Source organism: Nocardia sp. NPDC002869, from assembly GCF_046764065.1.
GTDB classification, from domain to species: Bacteria; Actinomycetota; Actinomycetes; order Mycobacteriales; family Mycobacteriaceae; genus Nocardia; species Nocardia rhamnosiphila.
The window spans coordinates 1-26,919 of the sequence record NZ_JBKOOL010000004.1; the positions used below are offsets into that span (position 1 = coordinate 1).

The following is a 26,919-nucleotide window of genomic DNA, read 5'->3' on the forward strand; positions in this document are numbered from 1 at the left end:
CTTCGGCTCATGCGCTTTCGAGGCCGAAACGGCGAGACGGGCCTCAACCCTTTGAGGTGTCTCGTAAGACTCGACACCGCGTGGGGTCCCGGTTTCGACACCGCTGGGTGCCCCGGTCCGGCGCTGGGTTCGTCGACCGTGGGGTCCCGTCCGGTGCTGGGTCCTTCGACCAGCTTAGGGGAGTTGGCCAGTGCAAATGGTGCGGGTATGAGGGAGGACACCACGGGGTGGGGTGCTGCGGGATGTGGCCGGGACCGCTGCGAGTCGGGCACGGCCGGGAACGCCACGGTTCCGCCGAAGCAGGGCCGGAAAGGAAAAGTCCGCTCGCGAATCCGGGACCGGTGCAATTCAGGTGGACGGGAACACCTCGGGTGTCCGCCGCGGCAGCGCCGGAAAGGAAAAGTCCGCCCGCGAACCGGGCAGCGATCGCAGCCGGGTGTCGGGGACCACGGCCGAAACCCGGTCCGGGCGATCCGGCAACGGTGCTCGGTTCGTCAGGTGTGAGCACGGCGCCGAAAAACTCTTCGGCCTCGGCCGGCGACATGTCGAGGCGTGCCCGATGGCCCGGCGTCGGCCGCACACTATTCGGGGTTCACCGAGGCCCGGGCAGGGCGGGCGGCGGGCCGGGGAGTGGTGACCAGAAGTCGGCGCCGGGTGGGGCCTCCAGCTCCAGTCTGCCGTCGGGGCGCCAGTCGGCGGCCAGGCCGAGGCGCCAGGAGTGCAGATGGGCGCGCGGGATCGTGCCGGAGCGGTCGAACAGGGGATCGCCCAGGATGTGGTGGCCGATCCAGGCCAGGTGTACGCGTAGCTGGTGGCGGCGGCCGGTGATCGGACGCAGCGCTACGACGGTGTGTTCGGGGTGCCGGGCGAGGACGGTGAACTCGGTGGTCGAGGGGTAGTTCTTGGTGTTCAGCAGATCCGTGTCGGCGACGGACCAGCGGTCGCCGACGCGCCGGATCGTTTCGCGCGGGGCGGCGACCCGGACGCGGTTCTTGCGGCCCACGCCGAGCGGAAGATCGATGATCCCGGTGCCGGGGAGTTCGGCGGCACCGGCGTCGACGATCGCCAGGTAGACCTTTTCGGCGGTCTGCTTGTTGAACTGGCGGGTCAGTGGGCCGTGGGCGGACAATTCCCGGGCGAACAGGATGAGACCCGAGGTCACCTTGTCGATCCGGTGGACCGGGTACAGCTTCTCGCCGCGCGCCTCGGCGGCATCCACGATATCGATATCGTGGCGTTCTCCGGTGACCGATATCCCGGCCGGTTTGTTCAGGGCCAGGACCGCCTCGTCCTCGAGGAGCAGGCTGCGGGCGCGCAGCTCGGGCCAGTCGATATCCACCGGTCGAGCGTAGGAGCCGGATGCGGGCGGTGGTCGGGCAGGTTCCGGCGGGCCGGTGATATCAACGAAACTCCGGGAATCTCAGGTGAGCCGGGAGTCGGGCCCGTAGCGGGCACAATGGCGACAGTACGGCCGTGAGTCAGTGATATCGCGATAACGGCGGTTCGGGAGGGCCCGGCCTTCCCGGCCGCGTTCGATGACCGAATCGCCCGTCGAGCGGTTGGACCAGGTGTCCACCGGGCGCGAGAGCTAGCCGGACCGATCTCCCCAGGAGTGATGGTGGCCTCTTCGACCCCGCTGAATCCCGGCCGAGCGATGGCCGGCGACCGTACCGTGACCGGCGGGCGCAACCTGATGCTGATCCTGGCCACGGTGGGTTTCGCGCTCAATTTCTGGGCGTGGGCACTGCTGAGCCCGCTGGCGCCGCGGTTCCGCGACGACCTCGGGCTGGATTCCTTCCAGGAGTCGCTGGTGGTGGCCGTTCCGGTGATCGTGGGTTCGCTGGGCCGGATCCCGATCGGTGCGCTGGCCGACCGCTACGGCGGGCGCCTGATGTTCCCGGTGGTTTCGCTGATCACGGTGCTACCCGTGCTGTTCCTGGGCCTGGTCGGGCATTCCGCGTTGGCAGCCCTGCTGATCGGCGGTTTCTTCCTCGGTATCGGCGGCACGGTGTTCGCGGTCGGGGTGCCGTTCGTGAGCGCCTGGTTCCCGCCCGAGAAGCAGGGGCTGGCGATCGGTGTGTACGGGATGGGTATGGGCGGGACCGTGATCAGCGCTCTGACCACGGTCCGTCTGGTGGACGCGGGCAATACCGCCACACCGTTCCTGCTGTGCGCGCTCGCGCTGGTGATCTACGCGAGCGTCGCCTGGTATCTGCTGCGTGACGCACCCGGCCACACCCCGCCCACCGAATCCGTCACCGCCCGGCTGAACCAGACCGTGCGACTGCCCGCTACCTGGTCGGCTGCGGTGCTCTACGCCGTCTCCTTCGGCGGCTTCGTGGCCTTCTCCGTCTACCTGCCCTCTTATCTGCGCACCGCCTACGACCTGTCCCAGACCGACGCGGCCAACCGTATGGCCGGGTTCGTGCTGCTCGCGGTGGTCATGCGGCCGGTCGGCGGTTGGCTGGCGGATCGGTTCGACGCGCCGACGGTCCTCGCCGCCACGCTGTGTGCCGTCGTGATCGCCGCCTCGGTGCAGGCCACGACCCCGGGCCTGGCGCCGATCGGCACCCTCGCATTCCTGGTGCTCGCCGCCGCGCTCGGCGCCGGTAGCGGCGCCACCTTCGCGCTGGTCGCCCTGATCGCGCCCCCGGGCAAGGTCGGGGCGGTCACCGGTTTCGTGGGGGCCGCCGGTGGGCTGGGCGGCTTCGTGCCGCCGCTGGTGATGGGCGCCGTCTACGAGGCGACCGCCGACTACGGCCCGGGTCTGCTGGCACTGGCGGTGGTGGCCCTGGTCGCGTTGCTGTTCACGCTGATCGTGGTGCGCCACCAAGTGGAGCGGAATCACACATGAGTGGCGGTACCTCCGCCTTCCCTGTGGTCTCCGCCGACGTCTGTACCCGTTGCGAAGGAGTTTCCATGAGGCGGTACCTCCGCCGATGCTTCGCCTTCCACGGACCGTATGTACACACTTCCAGGGAGGTTTCATGACGCACCGCGGCTCGGGGCGAGCGGGGCTCGACGACGAACTGACCGATGCGCTGGTGGGTGCCCGGCGGTTCTTCACCCGTGCGCAGATCTCCCCGGACCGGCGTTCGATGTTCGAGGCGGGCGGACGGCAGGCGGACGAGTTCTATCGGGACCGCTGGAGTCACGACAAGGTGGTGCGTTCCACGCACGGCGTGAACTGCACCGGGTCGTGTTCCTGGAAGATCTATGTCAAGGACGGGATCATCACCTGGGAGACCCAGCAGACCGACTATCCGTCGGTGGGCCCCGACAAACCCGAATACGAGCCGCGCGGTTGTCCGCGTGGGGCCGCGTTCTCCTGGTACACGTACTCGCCGACCCGGGTGCGCTACCCGTATGTGCGGGCTGTGCTGCTGGAGATGTATCGCGCCGCGAAGGCCGCCACCGGAGATCCGGTGACCGCCTGGGAAACGATTGTCGAGGACCCGGATTCGGCGCGACGGTACAAATCCGCGCGCGGCAAAGGCGGGCTGGTGCGGGCCACGTGGGACGAGGCGACCGAGATGATCGCCGCCGCGCACGTGTACACCATCGCCCGGTACGGCCCGGACCGGATCGCGGGGTTCTCGCCGATTCCGGCCATGTCCATGGTGTCGCACGCCTCCGGGTCTCGATTCGTCTCGCTGGTGGGCGGGACGATGCTGTCCTTCTACGACTGGTACGCGGATCTGCCGGTGGCCTCGCCGCAGGTGTTCGGCGACCAGACCGATGTCCCGGAATCGGGGGACTGGTGGGACGCGGGCTATCTGATCATGTGGGGGTCGAATCTGCCGGTGACCCGGACGCCGGACGCGCACTGGATGGCCGAGGCCCGCTATCGCGGGCAGAAGGTGGTCGCGGTGTCCCCGGACTACGCCGACAATGTGAAGTTCGCCGACGAATGGCTGGCCCCGCATCCCGGTACCGACGGCGCGCTGGCCATGGCGATGGGGCAGGTGGTGCTGCGCGAGTTCTTCGTGGAACGCGAGGTGCCGTATTTCACGAGCTATGTGCGCCAGTTCACCGATCTGCCGTTTCTGGTCCGGCTGGAGGAGACCGACGGCGGCTACGCCCCGGGCAAGTTCCTGACCGCCGCCGACCTCGACGAGCACGCCGGGGTGGAGAATGCCGCGTTCAAAACGGTGGTGCTCGACGCGGACGGCCGCCCGGTGGTCCCGAACGGTTCGATCGGTCACCGCTACGGCGAAGCCGGGGTGGGGAACTGGAATCTCGATCTCGAGGGTGTGGTGCCCCGGCTGACACTGTTCGGCGAGACGGCGGTACCCGTGCTGCTGCCCCGGTTCGACACCGCGGCCGGTGACGACACGACGATCCGGCGGGGCGTACCGGTGCGGCGGGTGAACGGCCATCTGGTCACCACGGTGTTCGACCTGATGCTGGCCCAGTACGGGGTGTACCGGGACGGCCTGCCCGGGGCCTGGCCCGCCGACTACGACGATTTCTCCCACCCCTACACCCCGGCCTGGCAGGAAACGATCACCGGTGTCCCGGCCGCGGCGGTCCTGCGGATCGCGCGTGAGTTCGCGGCCAATGCCGAGGAGAGCCACGGCCGCTCGATGATCATCATGGGCGCCGGGACCAACCACTGGTTCCACTCCGACACGATCTACCGCGCATTCCTCACCCTGACCACCCTCACCGGATGCCAGGGCGTGAACGGCGGTGGCTGGGCGCACTATGTGGGTCAGGAGAAATGCCGGCCGGTCACCGGATGGACCCAGCTGGCCTCGGCCCTCGACTGGTCGCGACCGCCCCGGCAGATGATCCAGACCGCCTTCTGGTACCTGCATTCCGACCAGTTCCGTTACGACTGGTTCGGTGCCGACAAACTGTCGGTCAGCCCGGGCGCCGGACGGCTGGCGGGGATGAGCACCGCCGATGTGATCGCGCAATCCGCGCGGCTGGGCTGGATGCCGTCGTATCCGACCTTCGACCGCAACCCACTGGAACTGGCCGATTCCGCCGCGGCCGAGGGCGGCTCGGTGGCGGGATACGTGGTCTCCGAACTGCGTTCGGGACGGATGCGTTTCGCCTGCGAGGACCCCGACGTCCCGGAGAACTTTCCGCGAATACTGAGTGTGTGGCGGGCCAACCCGCTCGGTTCCTCGGCCAAGGGCAACGAGTACTTTCTCGAACATCTGCTGGGCACCGAATCGTCGTTGCGCGCCAAACCCACTCCGGCCGGCGCGCGACCGCGTGATGTGGTGTGGCGGCCGGACGCGCCGCGCGGCAAACTCGACCTGCTGCTGACCCTGGATTTCCGGATGACCAGCACCACCCTGTTCTCCGATATCGTGCTGCCCGCCGCGACCTGGTACGAGAAGCACGATCTCAACACCACCGATATGCATCCGTTCGTGCACTCGTTCAATCCCGCCATCGCACCGCCCTGGCAGACCCGCACCGATTGGGACGCCTTCCGGGCGATCGCCGAGAAGTTCAGCGAACTCGCCGGTCCGCGGCTCGGGGTCCGCAAGGATGTGGTGGCGGTGCCGCTGTTGCACGACACCCCGGACGAACTGGCCACCCCGCACGGCCGGGTCGCGGACTGGAAAACCGGCGATGTGGAACCGGTCCCCGGGGTCACCCTGCCGAAACTGGTGGTGGTCGAGCGTGATTACGGCGCGATCGCGGCGAAAATGAACGCGCTGGGACCGCTGGCCGAGAAACTCGGCGGCACCACCAAAGGGGTCACCTTCGATTTCGGGCCGGAGGTCGAGTATCTGCGGCACAAGAACGGCGTGATCCGCGGCGGACCGGCCGACGGGCGGCCGTCGTTGCAGCGCGATATCCAGGCGTGCGAGGCGATCCTGGCGCTGTCGGGTACCACCAACGGCCGCCTGGCCACCGCGGGTTTCCGCACTCTCGAACAGCGCACCGGAATGCGGCTGGCCGATCTGGCCGCCGAGCACGAGGGCAAACAGATCACCTTCGCCGATACCCAGGCCGCTCCGGTGCCGGTGATCACCTCACCGGAATGGTCGGGGTCGGAAACCGGGGGTCGCCGGTATTCGCCGTTCACCATCAATATCGAACGCCGCAAACCCTGGCATACACTCACCGGCCGCCAGCATTTCTATCTCGATCACGACTGGATGACCGAACTCGGTGAGGGACTGCCGGTATACCGGCCGCCGCTGAATATGGCCGCGCTGTTCGGCGAACCCGTGCTCGGTTCGACGGGGGAGTTGGGTGTCACCGTCCGCTATCTCACCCCGCACAGCAAATGGTCCATCCATTCCGAATACCAGGACAACATGTTCATGCTGAGCCTTTCGCGCGGCGGGCCCACCATCTGGATGGCGCCCGCGGACGCGGCGACCATCGGGGTGGCAGACAACGAATGGGTCGAGGCGGTCAACCGCAACGGTGTGGTGGTGGCCCGGGCGGTGGTCTCACACCGCATGCCCGCCGGGACCGTGTACATGTACCACGCGCAGGACCGGCTCATCGATGTGCCGATCAGCGAGACCTCCGGGCATCGCGGCGGTGTCGACAATTCGCTGACCCGGCTGCTGATCAAACCCAGCCATCTCATCGGCGGCTACGCCCAGCTCAGTTTCGCGTTCAACTATCTCGGACCCACCGGTAATCAACGCGACGAGGTGACCGTGATCCGTCGTCGCAGCCAGGAGGTGAGCTATTAATGCGGGTGATGGCGCAGATGGCGATGGTGATGAACCTCGACAAATGTATCGGCTGCCATACCTGTTCGGTCACCTGCAAACAGGCGTGGACGAACCGGTCGGGCGTGGAATACGTGTGGTTCAACAATGTGGAGACCCGACCGGGACAGGGTTATCCGCGCACCTACGAGGATCAGGATCGGTGGCGCGGCGGCTGGGAGCTGAACTACCGGGGCAGGCTACAACTCAAAGGCGGCGGCCGGCTACACAAATTGTTCACCATCTTCAGCAATCCCATCCTGCCCGCCCTGAGCGATTACTACGAACCCTGGACCTACGACTACGAGAATCTGACCACCGCGCCGGCCCAGCGGCACACTCCGGTCGCCCGGCCGAAATCGCTGATCACCGGACGGGATACGAAAATCGAATGGTCGGCGAACTGGGATGACGATCTCGGCGGCGCACCGGAATACGGCCACCGCGATCCGCTGCTGCGCAAACTTTCCGAACAGGTGCGTTTCGAATTCGAGCAGACCTTCATGTTCTATCTGCCGCGGATCTGCGAACACTGCCTGAATCCGTCCTGTGCCGCCTCGTGTCCCTCGGGCGCGATCTACAAACGCAGCGAGGACGGCATTGTCCTGGTGGACCAGGACCGGTGCCGGGGCTGGCGGATGTGCGTATCGGGCTGCCCGTACAAGAAGGTCTATTTCAACCACCGCACCGGGAAGGCCGAGAAGTGCACCTTCTGCTTCCCGCGGGTGGAGGTCGGATTGCCGACCGTCTGCGCCGAGACCTGCGTGGGCCGGCTGCGCTATATCGGGCTGGTTCTCTACGACGCCGACAAAGTGCTGGAGGCCGCGGCCACCCCGGACGAACACGGCCTTTACGAAGCGCAACGGGAGGTGTTCCTCGACCCCGCCGACCCCGAGGTGCGGCGCGAGGCCGAACGCGCGGGTATTCCGTGGGACTGGGTGGAGGCCGCCGACCGGTCGCCGATCTATGCGCTGATCAACACCTACAAGGTCGCGCTGCCCCTGCATCCGGAATACCGCACCATGCCCATGGTGTGGTACATTCCGCCGCTGTCGCCGGTGGTCGATATCGTGCGCGATACCGGCCACGACGCCGAGGATCACGGCAATCTCTTCGCCGCGATCGAGGCATTGCGAATTCCGGTGGACTATCTCGCGCAGTTGTTCACCGCGGGCGATCCCGGACCGGTGACCGCGATCCTGCGTCGGCTGGCCGCCATGCGCAGCTATATGCGCGATATCAATCTGGGCCGGGAACCACAGGAGCGTATCGCCGAGGCGGTCGGTATGTCGGGTGAACAAATCTACGATATGTTTCGCCTGCTGGCCCTGGCCAAATATGACGAGCGCTATGTGATCCCGCCCGCGCACACCGAATCGGCGCACGGGCTGGAAGAACTCGCCACCGAATGCAGCCTCGATTACGAGGGCGGTCCGGGAATGACCGATTCCGGCCCCTTCGGCGAGAATTCGGGCGGAGTCTCGCCCATCGCCGTGGAGAACTTCCGGATGCTGCGCAACCGGCAGACCGCGGACGCCGCGACCGGTGTCGGCGGCCGCGGCCGGGTGAATCTGCTCAACTGGGACGGCAAAGCCCCCGACGGCCTCTTCCCGCCGAACGGCGACGAGCCGGAATCCGACGAGCCGGGGGTGCGGTGATGAAAACGGCGAAGACGCTGGATCCGGTTACCCGGGCCGCCGCCTGGCAGGTGCAGTCGCTGCTGCTCGGCTATCCGGACGACTCCCTGCGCCGCAGGCTCGACCTGCTGAGCACCGTGACGGCGACCCTGCCCCCGCCGGTCGGCGCCCCGCTCACCCGCTTCCTCGGCCATGTCCGGACCCGTTCGGTTTTCGAACTCGCCGCCGACTATGTGGCGACCTTCGACCACCGCAAGCGGTTCAGCCCCTACCTCACCTACTTCGCCTACGGCGACACCCGCAAACGCGGCGTCGCTCTGTTGCGCTTCAAGCAGGCCTATCGCGAGGCCGGGCTGAAACTCTCCGAGGAGGAACTGCCCGACCACCTCTCCGTGGTGCTGGAATTCGCCGCGGCCGATAACGACGAGACCGGGTTGCGGCTGCTCACCGAATATCGAGCCGGTCTCGAGGTGATGCGCCGGGGCCTGCGGGACGCCGGTTCGCCCTGGGCCGACGTCCTCGAATCGATCACCGCCACCCTCCCCGCTCTCGCCGGTTCCGAACAGGACGCCGTCGCCCGGCTCATCGCCGCGGGCCCACCGGAGGAAGCCGTCGGTCTGGCGCCCTTCGCCCCGCCGCAGTACCTCCCCGATCCGGTTGTGCCACCGGCGCCCAGGAGCGCCTCCGGCGTCACCGAGGTGTGCCGATGAACCACACGCTCCTCGCTGCCCCCGGCGAAAACCTCACCGCGTTCGACATCCTGCTGTGGGTCGCCCTGCCCTACGCCTCCATCGCGATCTTCCTGGCGGGTCACTACTGGCGCTACCGCTACGACAAATTCGGCTGGACCACCCGTTCCTCCCAGCTGTACGAGAATCGACTACTGCGCCTGGGCAGTCCACTGTTCCACTACGGAATCCTGCTGGTGATCGTGGGCCATATCGTCGGCCTGCTGGTTCCCGAGGGTTGGACCGAGGCCGTCGGCGTCAGTGATTCGGTGTACCACATGGCCTCCGCCAGTCTCGGGATCGTGGCCGGTCTCGCCACCCTCGCCGGTGCGGCCATCCTGATATACCGCCGCCGCACCACCGGACCCGTCTTCTCCGTGACCACCCGCAATGACAAGGTCATGTACGTACTGCTGCTCGGCACGCTGCTGCTGGGCTTCGGCACCACGCTGGTCAACAATGCGAACAACCACCCGCACGACTACCGGGAGACGGTCTCCCCCTGGTTCCGCTCCATCCTCTCCTTCCGCCCTGATACCGACTTGATCCTGGCCGCACCCCTCGGTTTCCGGCTCCACGTGATCGCCGCCTGGTTACTGTTCGCATTCTGGCCGTTCACCCGGCTGGTCCATGTGTTCTCGATGCCGATCGGGTACCTGACCAGGCCCTACATCGTCTATCGCAGCCGGGACCGGGAGCTGGGGTCGCGGCCGGAGCGCCGGGGGTGGGAACGGATTCAGTAGGGCGTTCCGAGCCACCATGCCTGCGCCGGTTCGCGGCGGCGATCCCACCTTGGCGGATCGCGTCGACGAAATCCTTGCCGATGAGGCCACGGAATGACCGATTCCACATCACGCCGGCACAGTCGAAGAAACCGGGTGCTTCGCGGCGTCAGGGGACCAGTGCAATAGCCCAGAGTTGGTACGGGCGCCCGGATGGACCCGGTCGGTGTTGCGGCCGGGCTCGGCGCGAGCAGACATGATTCCTTCGGAATGACCGCGGCCGAGCTGGTCAATAGTCGTCCGTTACGCCCGATAGATATCGTGGAACGCTTCACGTACAACGGTCGCGTCCGGCGCGTTCCGGTCCGCGATCTCCGAGACGACTTCGTACACACGCCAGTAGTTCGACGGCACCAGGCGTCGGGATTCCACGGCCGCCAATGCGACGTGTGCCGCTTCGTCGGGCTTGTCGGCGGCGATCAGTGCGAGGCCGAGGTCCAGGTTCGCTGAAGCGATGCGGCGTGGTCTGGTGGTCGGGGCAGATGTGAGGTCGGCGAGAACATGCCGGGCGTACGGCTCTGCCGCCGGATCACCGAGCCACGCGAGCGTGGTGGCCACGTAAGCGTCCGACTTGGCCGGGTCGTACCGGAAATGATGTTCCGGCCTGTCGGGCGTGCTCAGTCCGGATACCAGCCGGGCGACCTTGCGTAGCGCAATGTAGGTGCCGCCACGGTCCCCGATCCGGGCCAGTGCGCGACCCTCCTGAGCCGTGGCTTGAATGAATGCGGAACTGTCCACCGGCGCCATGGATTGAGCGGCGCGGGACAGTTCGGCCGCCTCGGCGAACCTACCGTCCGTCAGTTGGTTCCAAGCGCGGGTCTCCAGACACCACGCGGCAATTTCCCGGTGTCCCGCTTCGTCTGCCAACTTCCACGCCAGGTGTCCCCGGGCAGCCGCGGCGGAGACTTCGCCGAGGTCGATATGACATGTGCTGGCCAGCAGAGACAACCAACCGACCGTGACCAGCAATCGGCGGTGCTGCGCCAGGGTTTTCCTGCTGTCCATAAGCCTTCCCGCGAAGCCGAGATGCCGACGGATACGGCAGAGAAGTTCGGCGGGTGGGGTTGTCGGGTAGGCCGCCGCCAGATCGTCCACGGCCAGTTCCAGATGTTCCAGGGTGTCGTCCCCGATATCCGATGCGGCGGCCCGCCGAACCCATTCCGCCGCTGCCTTTTCTCCATCAGCCGGTTCCACGAACAGCGCCGATCCGAACCCCACCGCGTCGGAATAGGCGGTGATGTGTTCGGGTCTGACTTGGCGCTGCCCGGTCTCCAGCATCCCCAGGAGCGCCTTGCTGTAGTGCGTACGCGCGGCCAGGGCGGCCAGGCTCAGCCCGGCGGCTGTACGTGCGGCACGCAGCTGTTCACCAGTGATGTTCTCCCCATCAGGGTGCATGAAATCCACGGTAGCTGGGCAGAGACCTCCGTTGTAGACGGTTGTGGACGGCAAGGTGCTTACGAATCGAAAAGGCTGCGCATAACGTCTTTTTCGGCCCCGCCGCCAGGTCGATCGCCGAAGGTTGCAAGGTCCCCGGCGGCGGGTGCATTCCACGTTTACACAAGGTCAGGGGAACCGTCATGCGGCGACATATAACGCCGATCGCGTTCGGATGGGTAGATGACGATGCGAGTGCTGCACCCGGATGGGACCGTGCGCAGGTCGAGCGACTCGCGCGGCGGCTCGGCTACTGCATCGTCTGGCCGGACGTCCAGTCGGCGCTGCCGGTGGCCGAACAAGCACGTAACACCGGTGCGGATGTGGTGATACTGCCTGCCCCGGTTCACCTCGATCCGTTGGAGCTGAATCGGGTCATGGACGTTGCCGACGTGGAGACGGTCCTGCCCCGGTTGTCCTTCGCGCGGTGGTCGCCGGTAAGGACGGGCCGGTGACCGGGCTCGGGTGGATGGTGGCGGTAGGTCTTCCGGTGGTGGTACTCGTATGGGCGGTGTATTGGCCAACTGACCGGGGATGAGCCAAGGGACGGAGTCACGTGTGCCTTTTCTCGGAGCCTATATCGGGCGCGCATATGTTGTTCCCGACCCCGGCACTGTCCGGCGCTGACGAGCGGCTGCTGTCCGAGATCGACCGGATGCGCGCCGAACTCCGGGATCATCTGCCGGAAGTCCCGGCGAAGCGGTTGGATCGATTGCGTGAATTCCTCACTGCCGACGCTGTGGCGGCATCGAATGCAATCGAGGGTTTCAAAGTAGCCACCATCGACGTCGAGGACCTGCTCGCCGGGGAACATGACGTCGATATCTCCGAGGAGAACCGCGCCGAGACGCTCGCCTATGAGCAGATGATGACCTACATCCAGACCCTGCACGATGTAGAGGATTTCGCCTACAGCAAGGGGATGCTCAACGCGCTGCACTGGATGCTGCAGGGGCATCGGCATTCTCCGCGTAAGCCGGCGGGGCAGTGGCGGCGGGGCCCGGTCTATGTGACCGATGCCCGCGACCCGAGCATCGCCGCGTACACCGCGCCGGAGGCCGATGCGGTGCCCGCGCTCATGGCGGAGTTGGTGGAGTGGCTCGAGACCGCGGACGGCACCCATCCGCTCGTTCGCGCCGCGATGGCCCACCTGCATCTGGTGTCCATACATCCCTGGGCCGACGGGAACGGCCGGATGTCGCGCTCGCTACAGACGCTGATGATCGCGCGGGAAGGGGTGCTCGCTCCGGAGTTCTCTTCGATCGAGGCATGGCTCGGGCGACCGGGCAACACGTGGGAGTACTACCAGGTGCTGGGACGCCGGGGTAGCGAGTACCTTCCCGACCAGGATGTGTCGGAGTGGATCCGGTTCAATCTGATCGCCTATCACCAGCAGGCGCAGACTGTGCATGCGCGTTTCGTCCGGTCCGGACGGGTATGGGAACGCTTGCTGGAGTTCGCCGCCGCCGAGTCGCTCGACGAGCGGCTCGTCACCGCGTTGCACGACGTCGCGATGGCAGGCCGAGTGCGCCGGAGCCGCTACGAACAGAGCGAGAGTTTGAGTGTTCAGCAGGCCCAGCGGGACCTGCGTGAACTGGTGCGCCGGCAGATCCTGGAACCGGTGGGACGGACTCGCGCCCGGTTCTATGTCGCCGGTGCTCGGTTCCCCGAGAAGGTTTCCGAGGTGGCGCATACGCCGACGACACTGCGGAACCCCTACCGCATGTAGTCGTTTCCTGCCGACCGCCGGCCCGTGGGTCCGAGCGCGAATTCGGGCGGCGGCGCGGAGCGGTGATCGGCTGTCGGGTGTGGGGCACCACTCTGGTCCAACCATGCGAATGCGTGTTAACTTAAATTCGAACGGTCATTCACTTGACCGGCCGGAACGAGCAATTCAGGAGGGACTATGCAGTCCGCCGTCATCGTTGATGTGGTTCGCACGCCGTCCGGGAAGGGTAAGGCCGGTGGCGGGTTGTCCGGGGTGCACCCGGCGACCCTGCTGGCCGGGGTGCTGAGCGAACTGCTGCAGCGCAACGACCTGGATCCGGCGCTGGTCGACGATGTGATCGGCGGCTGCGTGACCCAGAGCGGGGAGCAGGCCTTCAATATCTCCCGGACCGCTGTGCTGGCCGCCGGATTCCCCGAATCGGTACCGGCCACCACGGTGGACCGGCAGTGCGGGTCCAGTCAGCAGGCCGCGCATTTCGCCGCGCAGGGCGTGATCGCGGGTGCCTACGATATCGCCGTCGCCTGTGGTGTGGAGTCGATGAGCCGGGTGCCCATGTTCTCCAACGCGCAGGGCCGGGACGCCAATCGCGGCCCCATCGCGCACCGGTACCCGGAGGGCCTGGTGCAGCAGGGTGTGGCCGCCGAGATCCTGGCGGCGCGCTGGAAGTTCGACCGGGCCACCCTCGACGAATTCGCGGCCCGGTCGCATCGGCTGGCGGCCGAGACCGCCGCGGCCGGCGGGTTCGACCGGGAACTGGTCGCCGCCGGGGAGCTGACCGCGGACGAGACCATCCGGGCCGGGTCCACCCCCGAGAAGCTCGCGGGCCTGAAGCCGGCGTTCGCCGACGAGCAGTACACGCAGCGGTTCCCGGAGATCAACTGGTCCATCACCCCGGGCAACTCCTCGCCGCTCACCGACGGGGCGTCGGCCGCGCTCATCATGAGCGAGCAGGCGGCCACGAAGCTCGGGCTGCGGCCGCGGGCGCGTTTCCATTCCTTCGCGGTGGTGGGTGACGATCCGCTGCTCATGCTGACCGCGCCCGTGCCGGCCTCGAAGAAGGTGCTGGAGCGGGCTGGGCTGACGATCGACGATATCGACGCCTACGAGGTCAACGAGGCTTTCGCGCCGGTGCCGCTGGTCTGGCAGCACGAACTGAACGCCGACCCGGAGAAGCTGAACCCGCGCGGTGGGGCCATCGCGCTGGGGCACCCGCTGGGCGCATCGGGAGTGCGGATCCTGGCCACCATGGTCAACCATCTCGAGCAGACCGGCGGGCGGTACGCGCTGCAGACCATGTGCGAGGCGGGCGGTCTGGCGAACGCCACCATCATCGAACGTCTCTGATCACCGAATACGCCCTCTCGGGACTTCCCCGCCCCGAGGGGGCGTATTCCGTGGGGTGCGCCGTGGGCCCGAGGCTGTGGTTCGGGTTTGCCACCGGTCGATGGGGACCACGGTGCGGCTCGGGTCAGAAGCGGCGTGCTCCGACCACGGGCGAATACGACATCGGCGATATCTCCACGGTGGAGGTCGCGGCGTGGATCACCTGACCGTCTCCGGCGTACAGCGCCGAATGGCCACCACCGCTGTAGGAGATCACATCGCCGACCCGTAGCTGGTCGAGCGGTACCGGTGTACCGGCGGAGAGCTGGGACCAGCTGGTGCGCGGTACCTGCACTCCGGCCTGCTGGTACGCCCACTGCACCAGTCCTGAACAGTCGAAAACGTTGGGTCCGGTACCGCCGGATACATACGGTGCCCCGAGCTTGCTGCGCGCCGCCGCCACCGCGATATCGCCGACTGCCGGGGTGGGCGCCACCTGCGGGGTGAGTGCGCCGATACCGGGGATTTCGGCCGGCAGGGGTATCTGATCGGGAATTTCGAAGGTGCCGAAGCCGGGCAGGGTGACCGGCTGGGCCTGGGCGGGTGCTGTTGTTCCGAGGATGGCGCCGGCCGCGGCGGCGAATAGGGCCAATGCGGCACAGCGCTGACGTATCGGTACAGAATCCATAATTGCGGTCCTCCGTGCTCAGGTCGAGAGCCGGTGGGAGCGCCACGGTTTTCATCGCCGAATGCGCGAGGACAACATCACCGACTGCTCGAACAGCGTTGGAAATACACCACAGCTATATGTCGGTCCTGCAAACCCGAGGAGTCATATTTCGCGTCATCGCGCGCCGATCGGTAAACGACACGGGCAATACGGATCACGAAGAAATAACTATCTACATTTCCGCAGCGTAGCGGCCTTGTCCGAATTCACTCCGGGCGATATCTGGCCTTGATGTGGAACCGTTCGCCCTGCGGTCCGTAGATGCTCAGGTACTCCACCGGATGCTCGTCGGCGTTGCCGAACCAGTGCGGCAGATGGGTGTCGAATTCGGCCACTTCACCCGGGGTCAGGATCATGTCGCGGTCGCCGAGGATGAGCCGGAGTTTGCCGTTGAGCACGTAGAGCCAGTGGTAGCCCTCGTGGGTGTGCATTTCGGGTTCGGCGGCGGCGCGGCCGGACAGGATCTGCTTGTAGGCCTGCAGGCCGCCCGGCCGACGGGTCAGCGGGATGAAGGTCTGACCGTGCCGGGTCACCGGGCGGGTGTGGACCCGGGGGTCGCCGGTCTCCGGCGCGTCGACCAGTTCGTCCAGCGGCACCTGGTGGGCCTTGGCCAGCGGGAGCAGCAGTTCGAGGCTGGGTTTCCGCTGGCCGGATTCCAGGCGCGACAGGGTGCTCACCGGGATGCCGGTGACCTCGGACAGCGCCGCCAGCGTCGTACCGTTGCGGCGGCGCAGTTCGCGCAGCCGCGGGCCGATCGCATCAATGACCTCGTCGAACTCCCGATCCATACCTCTATTGCAGAACTGGCAAATAAATTTGTCAAGCCAGCTGTTTGCCCGGATGCTGGGGAACACACCGCACGAGACCAGGAGTAACGGATGGACCAGCAGTTCTGGGACGATATGTACGGCGAGAGCGCACAGCGGTTCAGCGGTTTGCCCAACGATGCGCTGGTCACGGAAGTGACCGGTATGGCACCCGGCCAGGCCCTCGATCTCGGCTGCGGTGAGGGGGCGGACGCCTACTGGCTGGCCGAACACGGCTGGCAGGTCACGGCGGTGGATATCTCGCAGGTCGCGCTGGACCGCGCGGCGGCCGGGCATCCGGAGATCTCGTGGCAGCGCGCCGATATCACCGCCACGCCGATGCCGGCCCGCTCCTTCGATCTGGTGTCGGCCCACTATTTCCCGATCGTGCACGAAACCGATCACGCCACCGTGCGCGCGCTGCTCGAGGTCGTGGCCCCCGGGGGAACCCTGCTGTTCGTCGCGCACGATCCCACCGAATTCCCGCCGCGCGACGAGCATTCGCACGAGGGCGGGCATGCGCACGCGGGGGACGGACCTTCGCCTCGATTCGACCCCTACGACTTCTATCAGCCGTCCGAGATCGTCGAACTCCTCGGCGACGGCTGGACCGTGGAGGTCGACGAGCGGCGCGACCGCAACCGGCCCGCCGCCGGACATCAGGTCAAGGACCTCGTTGTGCGGGCGCGGCGGGTGAACTGACACCGCGGCGCGGGCCGGCCGCCCGGATACCTGCCCACCTCGGGTTCCGGTGATCGGCCGGGTCCGCGCGTCGCAACCCCGTTCCATCAGAGCTGATTGCTATCGTCGGCTCCACCTGTGTGCGGAAACTATTGTCCGCGCCGACTGTGCGCGGAAGCCGGAACCACGAGGTGGAGGGTTTGTTCATGCGGCTGTACCGGGTTCACGGGCTCGCGGCCGCCGCGGCCGCCACCGTGGTAGTCGTCGTGACCGTGATCCTGGTGGTGGCAGCACAATCCACGCGCCACCCGGTGCACCGGGACACCTCCCCGGCGGTATCGCCCGCCGAACTCGCCCAGCAGTGGACCGACCTGCACGACGGTCCGCAGCCGTATCCCGAAACACAGATCGACAAAGACGTACTGATCACCATGAGCGACGGTGTGGTGCTGAAAGCCGATGTGTACCGGCCCGCGGCGGCCGGCGGTGCGGTGGAGACCCGCCCGCTGCCGACGATCGTCACCATGACGCCGTACTCGAAAATGATGTCGAGCATGATCGATTCGGCGATGGGCGATCCCGAAGTGCGCCGGTGGACCATGGACCTGGTGCGCCGGATCAACCTGACCGGCACCCCGATCAGCGGTTTCGAGGATCTGCTGCACGCACTGGACGGCGGCACCGTGGCGACCGTGCTCGGGCTCGACAGCCAACTCGTCCGCGCCGGTTACACGGTCGTCTCTGTGGATGTGCGCGGTACCGGGCAGTCGCAGGGGCTGTGGGACACCCTCGGTGAGCGCGAACAGCTCGACACCCGCGAGGTGATCGAATGGTCGGCGCGGCAGCCGTGGTCCAACGGGCGGGTCGCCATGAGCGGCGGTTCCTATGCCGGGATCAACCAGTTGCGTGCCGCGGAGAACGCCCCGGAACCGCTCCAGGCCATCTTCCCGGTCGAACCGGGTAGCGATCTCATGCGCGATGTGGTGGCACCGGGTGGTGGTGTGGGTGTGACCTTCCTGCCGCTGTGGCTCAACCAGGTGAACCAGGCGAAGCTCATGCCCGATGTGAAGGCCATGCTCAACGGCACCTTCGACTGGCAGTGGCTCAGCGACCGCATGGCCGATCCGGCGACGAACTACGATCTGCTCGCCCAGGCGCTGCTCACCCCGTCCCTGCGGGACATGCCGCCGGCCCTGGCCGACGCATTGGACGAGAACAGCGCCTTCCGCCAAGGGATCATGGGCCATCCGGAGAAGATCACCGTGCCGACCTTCGTCTACGGCGGCTGGCACGATATCTTCGCCAACAGCGCGACCACGCTCTACAACGACATCCCCCTGCCGCCGGGCCGCAAACAGCTCATCGTCGGCGACACCTACCACGCCAACCCCGGTGCCGGGACCGGACGGCCCGGGGCCCCGCCGCGCCTGGACGTGCTGCAACGCGCGTGGTTCGACCATTGGCTCAAGGACATCGACAACGGCATCACCGACTACGGTCCGGTGATCGTCTGGGAGCAGGGCGGGGACTGGGTCGTGCTCGACCGGTTCCCGCAGCCGGGTATGACGCACCGGCGGGTGTATCTGTCGGGGGCGGCGAGCGGAACGACCGGCGACTCTCTCCACGACGGCTCGCTCACCGGCCGGCCGGGCGCCCCCGAACGGCTCACCGTGTCCCCGGGCCTGACCAATTTCTGCTCGCGGGACATGGCGCAGGGTTCGGCGGGAATCGGCGCGGCACTGGATATGTGCGCCAAGGATTCCCGGATCGCCGAACGTAACGCGCTCACCTTCACCAGCGAGCCGATCGCCGAACGCACGATTCTGTCCGGCCCGATCAATGTGCACCTCAACACCGTGCACGACACCGCGGACGGCTACTGGAACGTGACGGTCAACGATGTGGCGCCCGACGGTACCTCGACCGTATTGAGCACCGGCCAGCTCACCGCGTCGCTGCGGGCGATCGACGAGTCCCGCAGTACCCGCTCGGCCAACGGTGATCTCACCGCGCCGCACAATCCGCTCACCCTCGACAGTGTGCAGAAAGTGGTGCCGGGGGAGCCGGTGACGCTCGATATCGCGGTCATCCCTATTCAGGCGGTACTGGCGCCCGGGCACCGGCTGCGGCTCGACGTGTTCGCCGGCAATTCGCCCAAGGCACTGGCGTTCCGGCCCATGCTGAACAACAGCGAGCTCGCACCGCAGCATCTGGAACTGGATCCGGCCGCGCCGAGTTTCGTCAACCTGCCCACCGACCGGCCGCTGTTCGTCCCGCCCGCCGAACCGGCCCAGGCCGCGCCGCGCTCGGTACCGGCTCCGACTTCACAGCCGGTACCGGCGCCGCAGCCCGCGCAGGCCCCTAATCCGCCCGTGGCACCGGCGACCGCGGCCACGGAGCCGAGCGCCCCGCAGCCCGTGCCGCAACCCGGCGCGCCGACCACGCAGCCTGCCCGGCCGACCCCGCGGCAGGCCGAGGCCCCCGCGCCCCAAGCGGTCCCGGCACCCCCGGTCCCGGCCGCGCCGCCGGTCCCCGTGACCCCTTCCACCGAGGTGCCGGTACCCACGCCCGACCCCACCGCACGCCCTGCCGAGGTCGCGCCCCGGGCGGCTCCCGCCGCGGTCCCGCACACCACGCAGCCGGTGGTACCGCACCCGGACTCGGTCCGGTCCGGCACGCCGGGACCGGCGCCTGCCCCCGCCCGGCCGTAACCCTGGTTCGGGCCGCCGTTATGCGGACCGCGACCCGAACATGACGCAGATCACCGGGCGATGCACCCGGACCGGCCGGTGGGCGGCCGCGGCGTCGTAAGGTTTCGCCCATGGTGTCGCAGGAGAGGGCCGAATTGGTGCGGTCGGCGGCCGAGGCGAGCCTGCTCGCCGGTCGCCGGCGCTACAACCGCAACGAGGTGGCCGAAAGAGCCGAGGTGACGCCGGAGCTCGCCCGGCGGCTGTGGGTCTCGCTCGGTTTCCCGGCCGGCGAGGACGACAGCGCGCGCGATTACACCGACGCCGATATCGCCGCGATCCAGCGGTTCCGGGAGGTGGGCACGCTGGCCGGAGCCGACACCCGGCAGCAGGCCGCGACGGCCCGCACCATCGGGCAGACCATGGCGCGGCTGGCCGAATGGCAGGTGGATCTGGTCCTGGCCGAGATCGATCGACGCGTCGCCGCGGCCGGAGCGGACGGGGATCGCGAACAGATCACCCGGACCGCCACCGCGGAAACGGTGGAACTGCTGGAGAGCCTGCTGTCCTATGCCTGGCGGCGCCACCTCGACGCGGCACTCTCGCGGAATCTGGAGGATACCGGTTCGCCCGCCGATTCGACCCGGGTGCTGGCCGTCGGGTTCGCGGATATGGTCGGCTACACCCGGCTGACCCGGCATCTGCATCCCGACGAACTGTCCACGCTGCTGGAGGCGTTCGAATCCACCACCAACGACGCCATCGCCGAGAACGGCGGCTGGGTCATCAAGAACGTCGGCGACGAAGTGATGTTCGCGGCCGAATCGCCGCTGGCCGCGGCCCGGATCGCGCTGGCCCTCCAGGAATCCACCATGACGGTGGGCACCACGCCGGAGCTGCGGATCGCGCTGGCCTACGGGCCGGTGCTGCAGCGTTTCGGTGACCTGTACGGCTCGGTGGTGAACATCGCCGCCCGGCTCACCGGTGTCGCGCGGCCGGGCACGATCCTGGTGGACGACGGGGCCGCGGCGGAATTGGACAACGAGCCCGAGTTGAGCATCAAGCAGCTGCGCAGTGTGCGCGTGCGAGGGTTCAACCGGCTGCGCCCGCACCTGCTCCGCCGTAACGGCCGGGCCGCATCCTGACCGACTCACGCGGGAAAAGGAGACCAGGATGGCCAAGGGCTACGTCATCGTGACCGAGCTGATCAAGGACCCGGCGGGGATGGCCGAATACGGGAAGGCGGCCGGTAAGGTGATGGCCGCCGGTGTGAACGGGCTGTAACCGCCCCGGGGGCTCGCGTGCGGCCGGGCGCGCGACCCGAGCCGCGCGTTCGGAGTCGCGGCCGGGCCGGGTATCCAGGCTGGCGAGGTGACCATCTCCGAGCGCAGACACCGACCGGCCGCTCGATCGTGCTGGAGCTCTCCGGCGTGCGCGCCGAGATCGGCACGGTGGCCGCCGTCCTGCGTGGGCTGACCGTCGGCGGTGTCGCGGTCACCGAATCGGTTCCGGCCGGGACGACGCCGCCGATGGGCGCCGGAATCGTCCTGGCGCCCTGGCCCAACCGGGTCCGCGACGGTATCTGGATTCTCGACGGACTACCCCAGCAACTCGATATCACCGAACCGGCGCGTTCGAACGCGATCCACGGGTTGCTGCGCAACACCGGCTATGAGGTGCGAGAACTGTCCGCCGCCGTCGTGACCCTGGGCGCGCTGATACCGCCCCAGCACGGCTGGCCGTTCCTGCTGGACACCTGGGTGCGCTACGAACTGCGCTCCGACGGGCTCGCCGTGACCCATGGCGTGGTGAACCACGGAGATCGGCCGGCGCCGTACGCCGTGGGCGCGCACCCGTACCTCCGGGTGGGTGAGACGCCGGTCGAGGACCTGGTGCTGACGGTTTCCGCCGCAACCTATTTCGAGGTCGACGCCCGCATGAATCCGGTGGCCGAACACCCGGTCGAGGGCACCCGCTACGACCTACGGGCCGGTGTGCCGCTGTCACAGCTGGACCTGGACACCCCGTTCGGCGGGGTGACACCCGCGGCGGCGGCCCGGCTCACCGCCCCCGACGGCGCGACGGTCGAACTCGTGCAGGACACCGGCTGGGAGTATCTGCAGGTTTTCACCCCGCGGGAGTTTCCGCGGCCGCGGGGTCGGGGACTCGCGGTCGCGCTGGAACCGATGACCGCCCCGCCGAACGCGCTGAACTCGGGTGACGGATTGCGTCACCTCGCACCCGGTGAACAGTGGGAGGGCGGATGGCGTATCCGGTACACGCCCGGGCCGGACCGGGATCGTTGAAGCGCGCGGTGCGTGCGGTCGGCGCCGGGGGCGCCGCATCCGCGCCGGCTGCCATGAGATCCCGAGCGGGATATCCGGTTACGCTGAAGCGCATGGCAGCTCGTGATCTTCGTATCGACGCGGGTGCCCGCGCCGCGGGCGTCGGGCGGGGAATGTGATGAGCTCGGCGATCGTGGTGACGGGCGCTACGGGTCCGGTCGGGCGGCAGGTCGTCGCGGGGCTGCGGGCCGGTGGAGCCGGAGTTCGCGCGGTCACCCGGCAACCGGACGCGTCGCCCGCCGCCGCGGGAGTCGAATTCGTCTCGGCGCGAACCCCCTTCGCCGACCTGCTGGACGGTGCGCGGGCCGCCCTGATCAATGTCAACGCGCTGGGTGCCGGTGAACCCACGGGCGACCCCGGGGCCCGGCTCGAGGAACTGATCGCCGCGGCCCGCGGGCGCGGGGTCGGCCATCTGGTGCTGTTGTCGTCCGCGTCCGCCGCGGATCCCGAGAGCCCGATCGGGGCCGGATACCGGCCGCTCGAGGATCGGCTCGGGCGGTTCGACGGCGCGGTCACGATTCTGCGGTCCGTGCTGTTCATGTCGAACACCGCGCATTGGTGGTCGGCGGGGATCCGGCAGGCCCAGGCCGTGTCCGCGCCGTATGCCGATGTGGCCGTCGCGCCCATCGACGAGCGTGATGTCGCGGCGGTGGTCACCGGCGCCCTGCTGAGCGGACCCGCCGCGGCCGCCGGAGAGTATCTCCTGACCGGTCCTGCGCTGCTCACCCCGCGCGAAATGGTCGCGACGATCGCCGATGTGCTGGGCATCGATATCGCGTTCGAGGACCTACCCCCGGAGACGGTGCGCGGCCGGCTGGTGGGCGCCGGGCTTCCGGCTCGGGCTGTGGACGGGCTGCTCCGGTCCTTCGAATACGCCCGGCTGGCACCGGTCGCGCCATCGCCCGCGGTGCAGCGGTTCACCGGGCGGCCGGCCGGCACCTATGCCCAGTGGGTCGCCGACCACCCCGCCTTGTTCCGCTGACCTGCCCGGACACGAGGACACTCAGCCGCGCGGGGCGATCTCGGTCACCGCCGCGCGCAATCGCTCCGAGCGCGGCGAATGCGCGGTCGCACCGCTGGGTACCGTCGTCGGCGCCGCCTACGGCTGGCGGGCGACCTTCGCCGCGATAGCCGCCGTCTGCTTCGCCGGCCTGCTTTTGGTGGCGCGCTGGGTCGCCGATGTGCCCGGCGCGCGGTCGCTGGTCCCGACCGAGCTGCGGAGGCATCTATCCGGTCGCCGCGGCGGTGACGGCGCGGTGGGCTCACCGGTCGGCCAGTACCAGCGCGAATCGTCCGGCGGGGTCGGTCCAGGCGTGACGCATGCGGAAACCTGCGGTGGCCAGTTCGGCGCGGAAGCCGGGCAGCCGGAACTGCGCCGAGATCTCGGTGCGCAACTGCTCTCCGGCGGCGAAATCGACCACGAGATCCGGCGCGCGCGGCCACGAGATCGTCGCCGCGTACACGCTGGCGTTCTTCGAGCGGTTCCTGTCCGGCGGCGACGCCGCGCTGCTGGATGGTCCGGCCCCGTGGCGTGAGGTCCGCATCGAACGCCGATGACCCATCGGCCGTGCCCGCCGGCGGTCGTGCGCCGCCGGATGACGTGGGCATCGGTACCCACGGTCGGGCTGTCCTCGATTTCCGCTTCGGCTACGGTGAATACGCGGAGACCAGGCCTCGCGGACCGTAGAATTCCCAGGGTGCGCAGGGCTTTCGAGGCGTGCACGGGAATCGGCGATGCGGCACCGCAGTTCACGGCCTAGACTCGTACCCAGAACTTCTCGTGGTTAAACCAGCCTTCCGGCTGGACCGGGCCCGCGGGCAGGTAGGAGAGCGTCAGTGGACCTCGAAGAAGCGCGCCGCTTCGCGGCGAGAGTGTGGGGCAGCGCGGATCTGACACGTACAGAGCGCTTGGCGGCCGTCAAAGCGGACGCGCATGCCCGCGGTAAGGAGCCGTTCGATCTGGCCCGGCTCGAAGCGCTGTGCGATACGAGTCATGAAGGTCGCATGGACCCGATGTCATGGCGGCAGCGCCGATTCGAACTGGTCTATTACAGTCATCCCGAGATGATGTGCATCGAGGATCTGGCCGCCTACGTCACGATGACCCAGGGTTTCAGTCCGGCGATCCGCCCGGCCGATTAGGTCCGGCCGCCGCCGGCGAACATTCACCCGCCACCCGGTCGGAGACCGCCCAGAAGTCGGCATAGCGACCGCCCCGGCGCAGCAGCTCCTCATGGGTTCCCTCCTCCACGATCCGCCCCTTGTCCAGGAACACGATCCGATCCGCCCGCCGGACCGTGTTCAGCCGATGGGCCACCATCACGACTGTCCGTCCCGCCACGAGCCGCTCGATACCCTCGTGCACGGCTGCCTCGTCCAGCCGGGCCGCCTCGGCCGCCGCCCGGACTTCGGCCGCGGTGCCGTGGGGCCGGCCGAGCCGGACGTTGTCCTCGATCGTGCCGTCGAAGAGGTGGACATCCTGGAAGACGATGGCGAACTGCGCCATGGCGACCGCGGCGTCGGCGAGGGTCTCCGGGCGATGGGCGATGACCAGAACCGTGCGCTCGCCGGACCGGGCCGCCGGCGCGGCGCGCACGGCCTGTTCAATTCGCGGGTCGGCGAAGGCGGTCGCCTCGTCGAGCACGAGGACCGGGGTTTCCGCCAGCAGCGTCCGGGCCAGCGCGATCCGCTGCGCCTCACCGCCGGACAACCCCGCTTCGGCACCGAGGATCGTCTCGTACCCGTGCGGCAGTTCGAGGATGCGATCGTGAATGTTCGCCCACTGCGCGGCGCGGACCACGGCGTCGAGGTCGGCGTGCGGCACCGCGAGGGCGATATTGTCCGCGACCGACGCGCGCAGCAGGCGGACATCCTGGAAGACGAAGGAGATCGCCCGATAGAGCTCCGCGGCGGCCAGCTCACGCAGGTCGACCCCGCCCAGCGTGATCGTGCCGTGGGTCGGGTCGAAGAAGCGCGGTAGCAGTTGGACCAGCGTGGATTTCCCGCTGCCCGACGGCCCGGCCAGCGCGGTGACCGTACCCGGTTCCAGCACCAGGTCGATACCGCGCACCACTTCCCGGCCGGGCTCGGGATCCGGTGTCCTCCGAGCGGACCGGCCTGCTCCGCGGTGGACGAACCTTGCCGCTGACGTCGTACATAGCTCTCCTGCTGTGCAGTCGGGGGCGGTGGTCGCCACCCGTCCGGTGATCCGGGAACGGGTCGTTTCCGGATACGGATGCCGGCATCGCCGCGGCGTGCGGGGATGTATTGGACGAATGTTCCGGCCGGGCGGGGCCGGATACCGCAACGCGGCGGGCCCTCCCTCCGGGAAGGCCCGCCTGTATTGCTCGTTGTGCACGTGCCGGATGTTCAGACGACGCTCGCGTGCCGGACGATGATGTCGCCGTAGGAATTGCGTGCGTACACCCGCACGATGTTCCCGCGGCCCTCGGCCGGGTCGACCGGTTCCATCCGGTTCCGCACCGTGCCGTGCCCGGCGCCCGCCTCCAGCCGGGCCGCGCTGCCCGGGGCGATACCCACTTCGAGTTCGCCCATGGAGGTCTCCAACCGCAGTTCCCCGCGTACTGCCTCGCCGATGCGGATATCGCCCTTGGCGGTTTTCGCGGTCACCGAATCGGTCAGGCGCTCGACGACGATATCGCCGGCGGCCACCTCCAGATCGCACCGGCCGAGTTCGCCGGTGCCCACCAGCCGGCCCACCGCGGTGGTGCCCTTCCACCGGGAGCCGGTGGGTACCTCGATGGTCACCACGATCGACGGATTGCCGCCGAACGGGGTGTAGGTCCGCCAATCCCGCGGTGTGATCACGCTCAGGGCGCCGGCCGTGAAATCGACCCGGGTCTGTTCGGCGGCGCGGATATCGCCCTTCTTGGACTCGTCGGCCGGCCGGACCGTGACCACGGTGTCGGTGCGGTCGGCGGCGGCGACCGTGACTTCGCCGGAGAGTACTTCGACGGTGACGGCGATCGGTTCCGGCGTCTCGAATGTGGGCATGGCAGCGCTCCTCTGTGTGCGAAAGAGATAGGGTCTGCCGATCGTGTGATCGGCGGGTGGTCTACCGGGCCGTTCAGGACCAGGTGACCGGCAGTTCGTGGACGCCGTAGATGTTCATATCGGTCCGCAACGGGACTTCCCCGGCCGGCACGGCGAGCCGCAGGGCGGGGAAGCGGCGCAACAGTCCGGCGAAACCGGCGCGCATCTCCACCCGGGCCAGTTGCTGGCCCAGGCACTGGTGCACGCCGTGCCCGAAGGACACGTGCCCGCGGGCCTTGCGGTGGATATCGAGGGTGTCCGGGTTGTCGAAACGCCGGGGATCGTGGTTGGCGGCCAGCAGTGAGACCACCACGGTCGATCCCGCGGGGATGGTCTCCCCGCCGAGTTCGAGATCCTCGGTGGCGTAGCGGTAGAAGATATCGGCGACCGACAGGTAGCGCATGAGTTCCTCGACCGCGTCCGGCATCAGGTCCGGGTCCGCGCGCAGCCCGGCCAGCTGCTCCGGGTTCTCCAGCAGCGCGAAGGTGCCCAGCGCCAGCATGTTCGCGGTGGTCTCGTGGCCGGCGAGCAGCAGCAGGAAGGAGATGCCGGTCAGTTCCTCGATGGAGAGGTCCTCGTCGCGGGCGAGGTCGGACAGGATGTCCTCGCCGGGCTCGGCGCGTTTGGCCGTGACCAGTTCGGCCAGGTAGCCCATCATCGCGCCGTAGGCACCCATCTTCTCCTCCAGTGGCTGGTCCCGGAGCAAGAACTTGGCGGAGTTGGTCTGGAAGGTCTCCCGGTCGGCGTAGGGGACGCCGAGCAGTTCGCAGATCACCAGCGAGGGCACCGGCAGCGCGAAGGCCCGCACCAGATCGACCGGCGGGGTCAGGTTCGCCATCTCGTCGAGCTGCCGCTCGACGACCTCGGCGATGTGCTCTTCGAGCTGTTTCATGCGCCGGACGGTGAAAGCGCCGATGAGCTTGCGCCGCAGCCGGGTGTGGTCCGGCGGGTCCATGGCGATGAACAGACCCGGGATCTGCGGGGACGGCTCGGTCTGGGCGGGCATATCGGGAGTCGCGTCCAGTGCGTGCACAATGCCGATGTCCAGGCGGGAGCTGAAGCGGGTATCGGCCAGGAGCGCGCGGACCTCCTCATATCCGGTGACCAGCCAGCCGGTGTGTCCGTCGGGGAAGAGCAGCGGGCTCACCGGGCGCGCCTCACGCAGCCGGGTGAACTCGCGCGGCGGGTCGAAGGGACCGGCATCGCGTTCGGTGGGGAGGCCGTGCGGGACGGAAGCGGTGTCGCTCATCGTATTTCCTGTCGTTTCGAGGTCCCGGGCGGTCGGGACA

General features: G+C 68.2%; 20 protein-coding genes and 3 pseudogenes. 15 read left to right on the forward strand and 8 right to left on the reverse strand.

What is annotated here, in order from left to right:
* Positions 1-592 precede the first annotated feature (592 nt).
* The gene (locus ACLML9_RS01030; protein WP_411943671.1) at positions 593-1,339 is read right to left on the reverse strand and encodes an RluA family pseudouridine synthase; all 747 of its coding nucleotides are present in this window, start codon (positions 1,337-1,339) and stop codon (positions 593-595) included.
* A 276-nt stretch (positions 1,340-1,615) separates the two neighbouring features.
* Here ACLML9_RS01030 and ACLML9_RS01035 point away from each other — a divergent pair, with 276 nt between their 5' ends.
* The 5 genes from ACLML9_RS01035 to narI all read left to right on the forward strand — a co-directional run bounded on the left by ACLML9_RS01035 (position 1,616) and on the right by narI (position 9,803).
* Complete coding sequence (locus tag ACLML9_RS01035) at positions 1,616-2,854, forward strand: MFS transporter (RefSeq protein ID WP_411943672.1); 1,239 nt, start codon at positions 1,616-1,618, stop codon at positions 2,852-2,854.
* A gap of 133 nt (positions 2,855-2,987) precedes the next feature.
* A complete protein-coding gene (locus ACLML9_RS01040) occupies positions 2,988-6,677 on the forward strand; it encodes a nitrate reductase subunit alpha (RefSeq protein WP_411943673.1) in 3,690 nt (1,229 codons plus the stop codon).
* Positions 6,677-8,353, forward strand: coding sequence for a nitrate reductase subunit beta (gene narH, locus ACLML9_RS01045; protein WP_411943674.1), 1,677 nt, complete (start codon positions 6,677-6,679; stop codon positions 8,351-8,353). Before ACLML9_RS01040 ends, narH begins: the two co-directional genes overlap by 1 nt.
* Positions 8,353-9,042, forward strand: a complete 690-nt coding sequence (gene narJ / locus ACLML9_RS01050; protein ID WP_411943675.1) for a nitrate reductase molybdenum cofactor assembly chaperone — start codon at positions 8,353-8,355, stop codon at positions 9,040-9,042. Before narH ends, narJ begins: the two co-directional genes overlap by 1 nt.
* Positions 9,039-9,803, forward strand: coding sequence for a respiratory nitrate reductase subunit gamma (gene narI, locus ACLML9_RS01055; RefSeq protein WP_411943676.1), 765 nt, complete (start codon positions 9,039-9,041; stop codon positions 9,801-9,803). The genes narJ and narI overlap by 4 nt, the downstream gene beginning before the upstream one ends.
* Positions 9,804-10,085: 282 nt before the next feature.
* Here the strand turns inward: narI and ACLML9_RS01060 are convergent, their stop codons facing one another.
* Positions 10,086-11,237: a helix-turn-helix domain-containing protein gene (locus ACLML9_RS01060; protein ID WP_411943677.1), complete on the reverse strand. Its 1,152-nt coding sequence runs from the start codon at positions 11,235-11,237 to the stop codon at positions 10,086-10,088.
* A 182-nt stretch (positions 11,238-11,419) separates the two neighbouring features.
* Between ACLML9_RS01060 and ACLML9_RS01065 the strand changes: the two genes are divergently transcribed.
* The 3 genes from ACLML9_RS01065 (at position 11,420) to ACLML9_RS01075 (ending at position 14,349) form a co-directional block, all read left to right on the forward strand.
* Complete coding sequence (locus ACLML9_RS01065) at positions 11,420-11,731, forward strand: hypothetical protein (RefSeq protein WP_411943678.1); 312 nt, start codon at positions 11,420-11,422, stop codon at positions 11,729-11,731.
* A 137-nt stretch (positions 11,732-11,868) separates the two neighbouring features.
* On the forward strand, positions 11,869-13,005 hold the full coding sequence (locus ACLML9_RS01070; protein WP_411943679.1) for a Fic family protein: 1,137 nt from the start codon (positions 11,869-11,871) through the stop codon (positions 13,003-13,005).
* A gap of 177 nt (positions 13,006-13,182) precedes the next feature.
* The gene (locus ACLML9_RS01075; protein ID WP_411943680.1) at positions 13,183-14,349 is read left to right on the forward strand and encodes a thiolase family protein; all 1,167 of its coding nucleotides are present in this window, start codon (positions 13,183-13,185) and stop codon (positions 14,347-14,349) included.
* 124 nt (positions 14,350-14,473) lie between these two features.
* Here the strand turns inward: ACLML9_RS01075 and ACLML9_RS01080 are convergent, their stop codons facing one another.
* Positions 14,474-15,016 carry a C40 family peptidase gene (locus tag ACLML9_RS01080; RefSeq protein WP_411943681.1) on the reverse strand — a complete coding sequence of 181 codons (543 nt, stop codon included), beginning with the start codon at positions 15,014-15,016 and terminating at the stop codon, positions 14,474-14,476.
* A gap of 248 nt (positions 15,017-15,264) precedes the next feature.
* Positions 15,265-15,846: a helix-turn-helix domain-containing protein gene (locus ACLML9_RS01085; protein WP_411943682.1), complete on the reverse strand. Its 582-nt coding sequence runs from the start codon at positions 15,844-15,846 to the stop codon at positions 15,265-15,267.
* A gap of 90 nt (positions 15,847-15,936) precedes the next feature.
* On the opposite strand from ACLML9_RS01085, the gene ACLML9_RS01090 reads away from it, so the two are divergent.
* The 6 genes and pseudogenes from ACLML9_RS01090 to ACLML9_RS01115 all read left to right on the forward strand — a co-directional run bounded on the left by ACLML9_RS01090 (position 15,937) and on the right by ACLML9_RS01115 (position 22,559).
* Complete coding sequence (locus ACLML9_RS01090) at positions 15,937-16,566, forward strand: class I SAM-dependent methyltransferase (RefSeq protein WP_411943683.1); 630 nt, start codon at positions 15,937-15,939, stop codon at positions 16,564-16,566.
* Positions 16,567-16,751: 185 nt separating this feature from the next.
* Positions 16,752-18,812: pseudogene (locus tag ACLML9_RS01095) on the forward strand (CocE/NonD family hydrolase); the annotation flags it as partial.
* Between the two features lie 554 nt (positions 18,813-19,366).
* The gene (locus ACLML9_RS01100; RefSeq protein ID WP_411943684.1) at positions 19,367-20,377 is read left to right on the forward strand and encodes an adenylate/guanylate cyclase domain-containing protein; all 1,011 of its coding nucleotides are present in this window, start codon (positions 19,367-19,369) and stop codon (positions 20,375-20,377) included.
* Positions 20,378-20,405: 28 nt separating this feature from the next.
* Positions 20,406-20,495, forward strand: a pseudogene (locus ACLML9_RS01105) (DUF1330 domain-containing protein); the annotation flags it as partial.
* Between the two features lie 149 nt (positions 20,496-20,644).
* Positions 20,645-21,538: an aldose 1-epimerase family protein gene (locus tag ACLML9_RS01110; RefSeq protein ID WP_411943685.1), complete on the forward strand. Its 894-nt coding sequence runs from the start codon at positions 20,645-20,647 to the stop codon at positions 21,536-21,538.
* A gap of 157 nt (positions 21,539-21,695) precedes the next feature.
* Complete coding sequence (locus tag ACLML9_RS01115; RefSeq protein WP_411943686.1) at positions 21,696-22,559, forward strand: NmrA family NAD(P)-binding protein; 864 nt, start codon at positions 21,696-21,698, stop codon at positions 22,557-22,559.
* Between the two features lie 280 nt (positions 22,560-22,839).
* Here the strand turns inward: ACLML9_RS01115 and ACLML9_RS01120 are convergent, their stop codons facing one another.
* Positions 22,840-23,040, reverse strand: coding sequence for an L-histidine N(alpha)-methyltransferase (locus tag ACLML9_RS01120; RefSeq protein ID WP_411943687.1), 201 nt, complete (start codon positions 23,038-23,040; stop codon positions 22,840-22,842).
* 373 nt (positions 23,041-23,413) lie between these two features.
* On the opposite strand from ACLML9_RS01120, the gene ACLML9_RS01125 reads away from it, so the two are divergent.
* Positions 23,414-23,719, forward strand: coding sequence for a hypothetical protein (locus ACLML9_RS01125; protein ID WP_411943688.1), 306 nt, complete (start codon positions 23,414-23,416; stop codon positions 23,717-23,719).
* Positions 23,720-24,185: 466 nt separating this feature from the next.
* Here the strand turns inward: ACLML9_RS01125 and ACLML9_RS01130 are convergent.
* From ACLML9_RS01130 to ACLML9_RS01140, 3 genes and pseudogenes are all read right to left on the reverse strand, one after another.
* A pseudogene (locus tag ACLML9_RS01130) lies at positions 24,186-24,656 on the reverse strand (ATP-binding cassette domain-containing protein); the annotation flags it as partial.
* A 290-nt stretch (positions 24,657-24,946) separates the two neighbouring features.
* Positions 24,947-25,591 (reverse strand): hypothetical protein, encoded by a 645-nt coding sequence (locus ACLML9_RS01135; RefSeq protein WP_411943689.1) that lies wholly within the window; start codon positions 25,589-25,591, stop codon positions 24,947-24,949.
* 73 nt (positions 25,592-25,664) lie between these two features.
* Positions 25,665-26,879, reverse strand: coding sequence for a cytochrome P450 (locus tag ACLML9_RS01140; RefSeq protein WP_411943690.1), 1,215 nt, complete (start codon positions 26,877-26,879; stop codon positions 25,665-25,667).
* Positions 26,880-26,919: the final 40 nt, after the last annotated feature.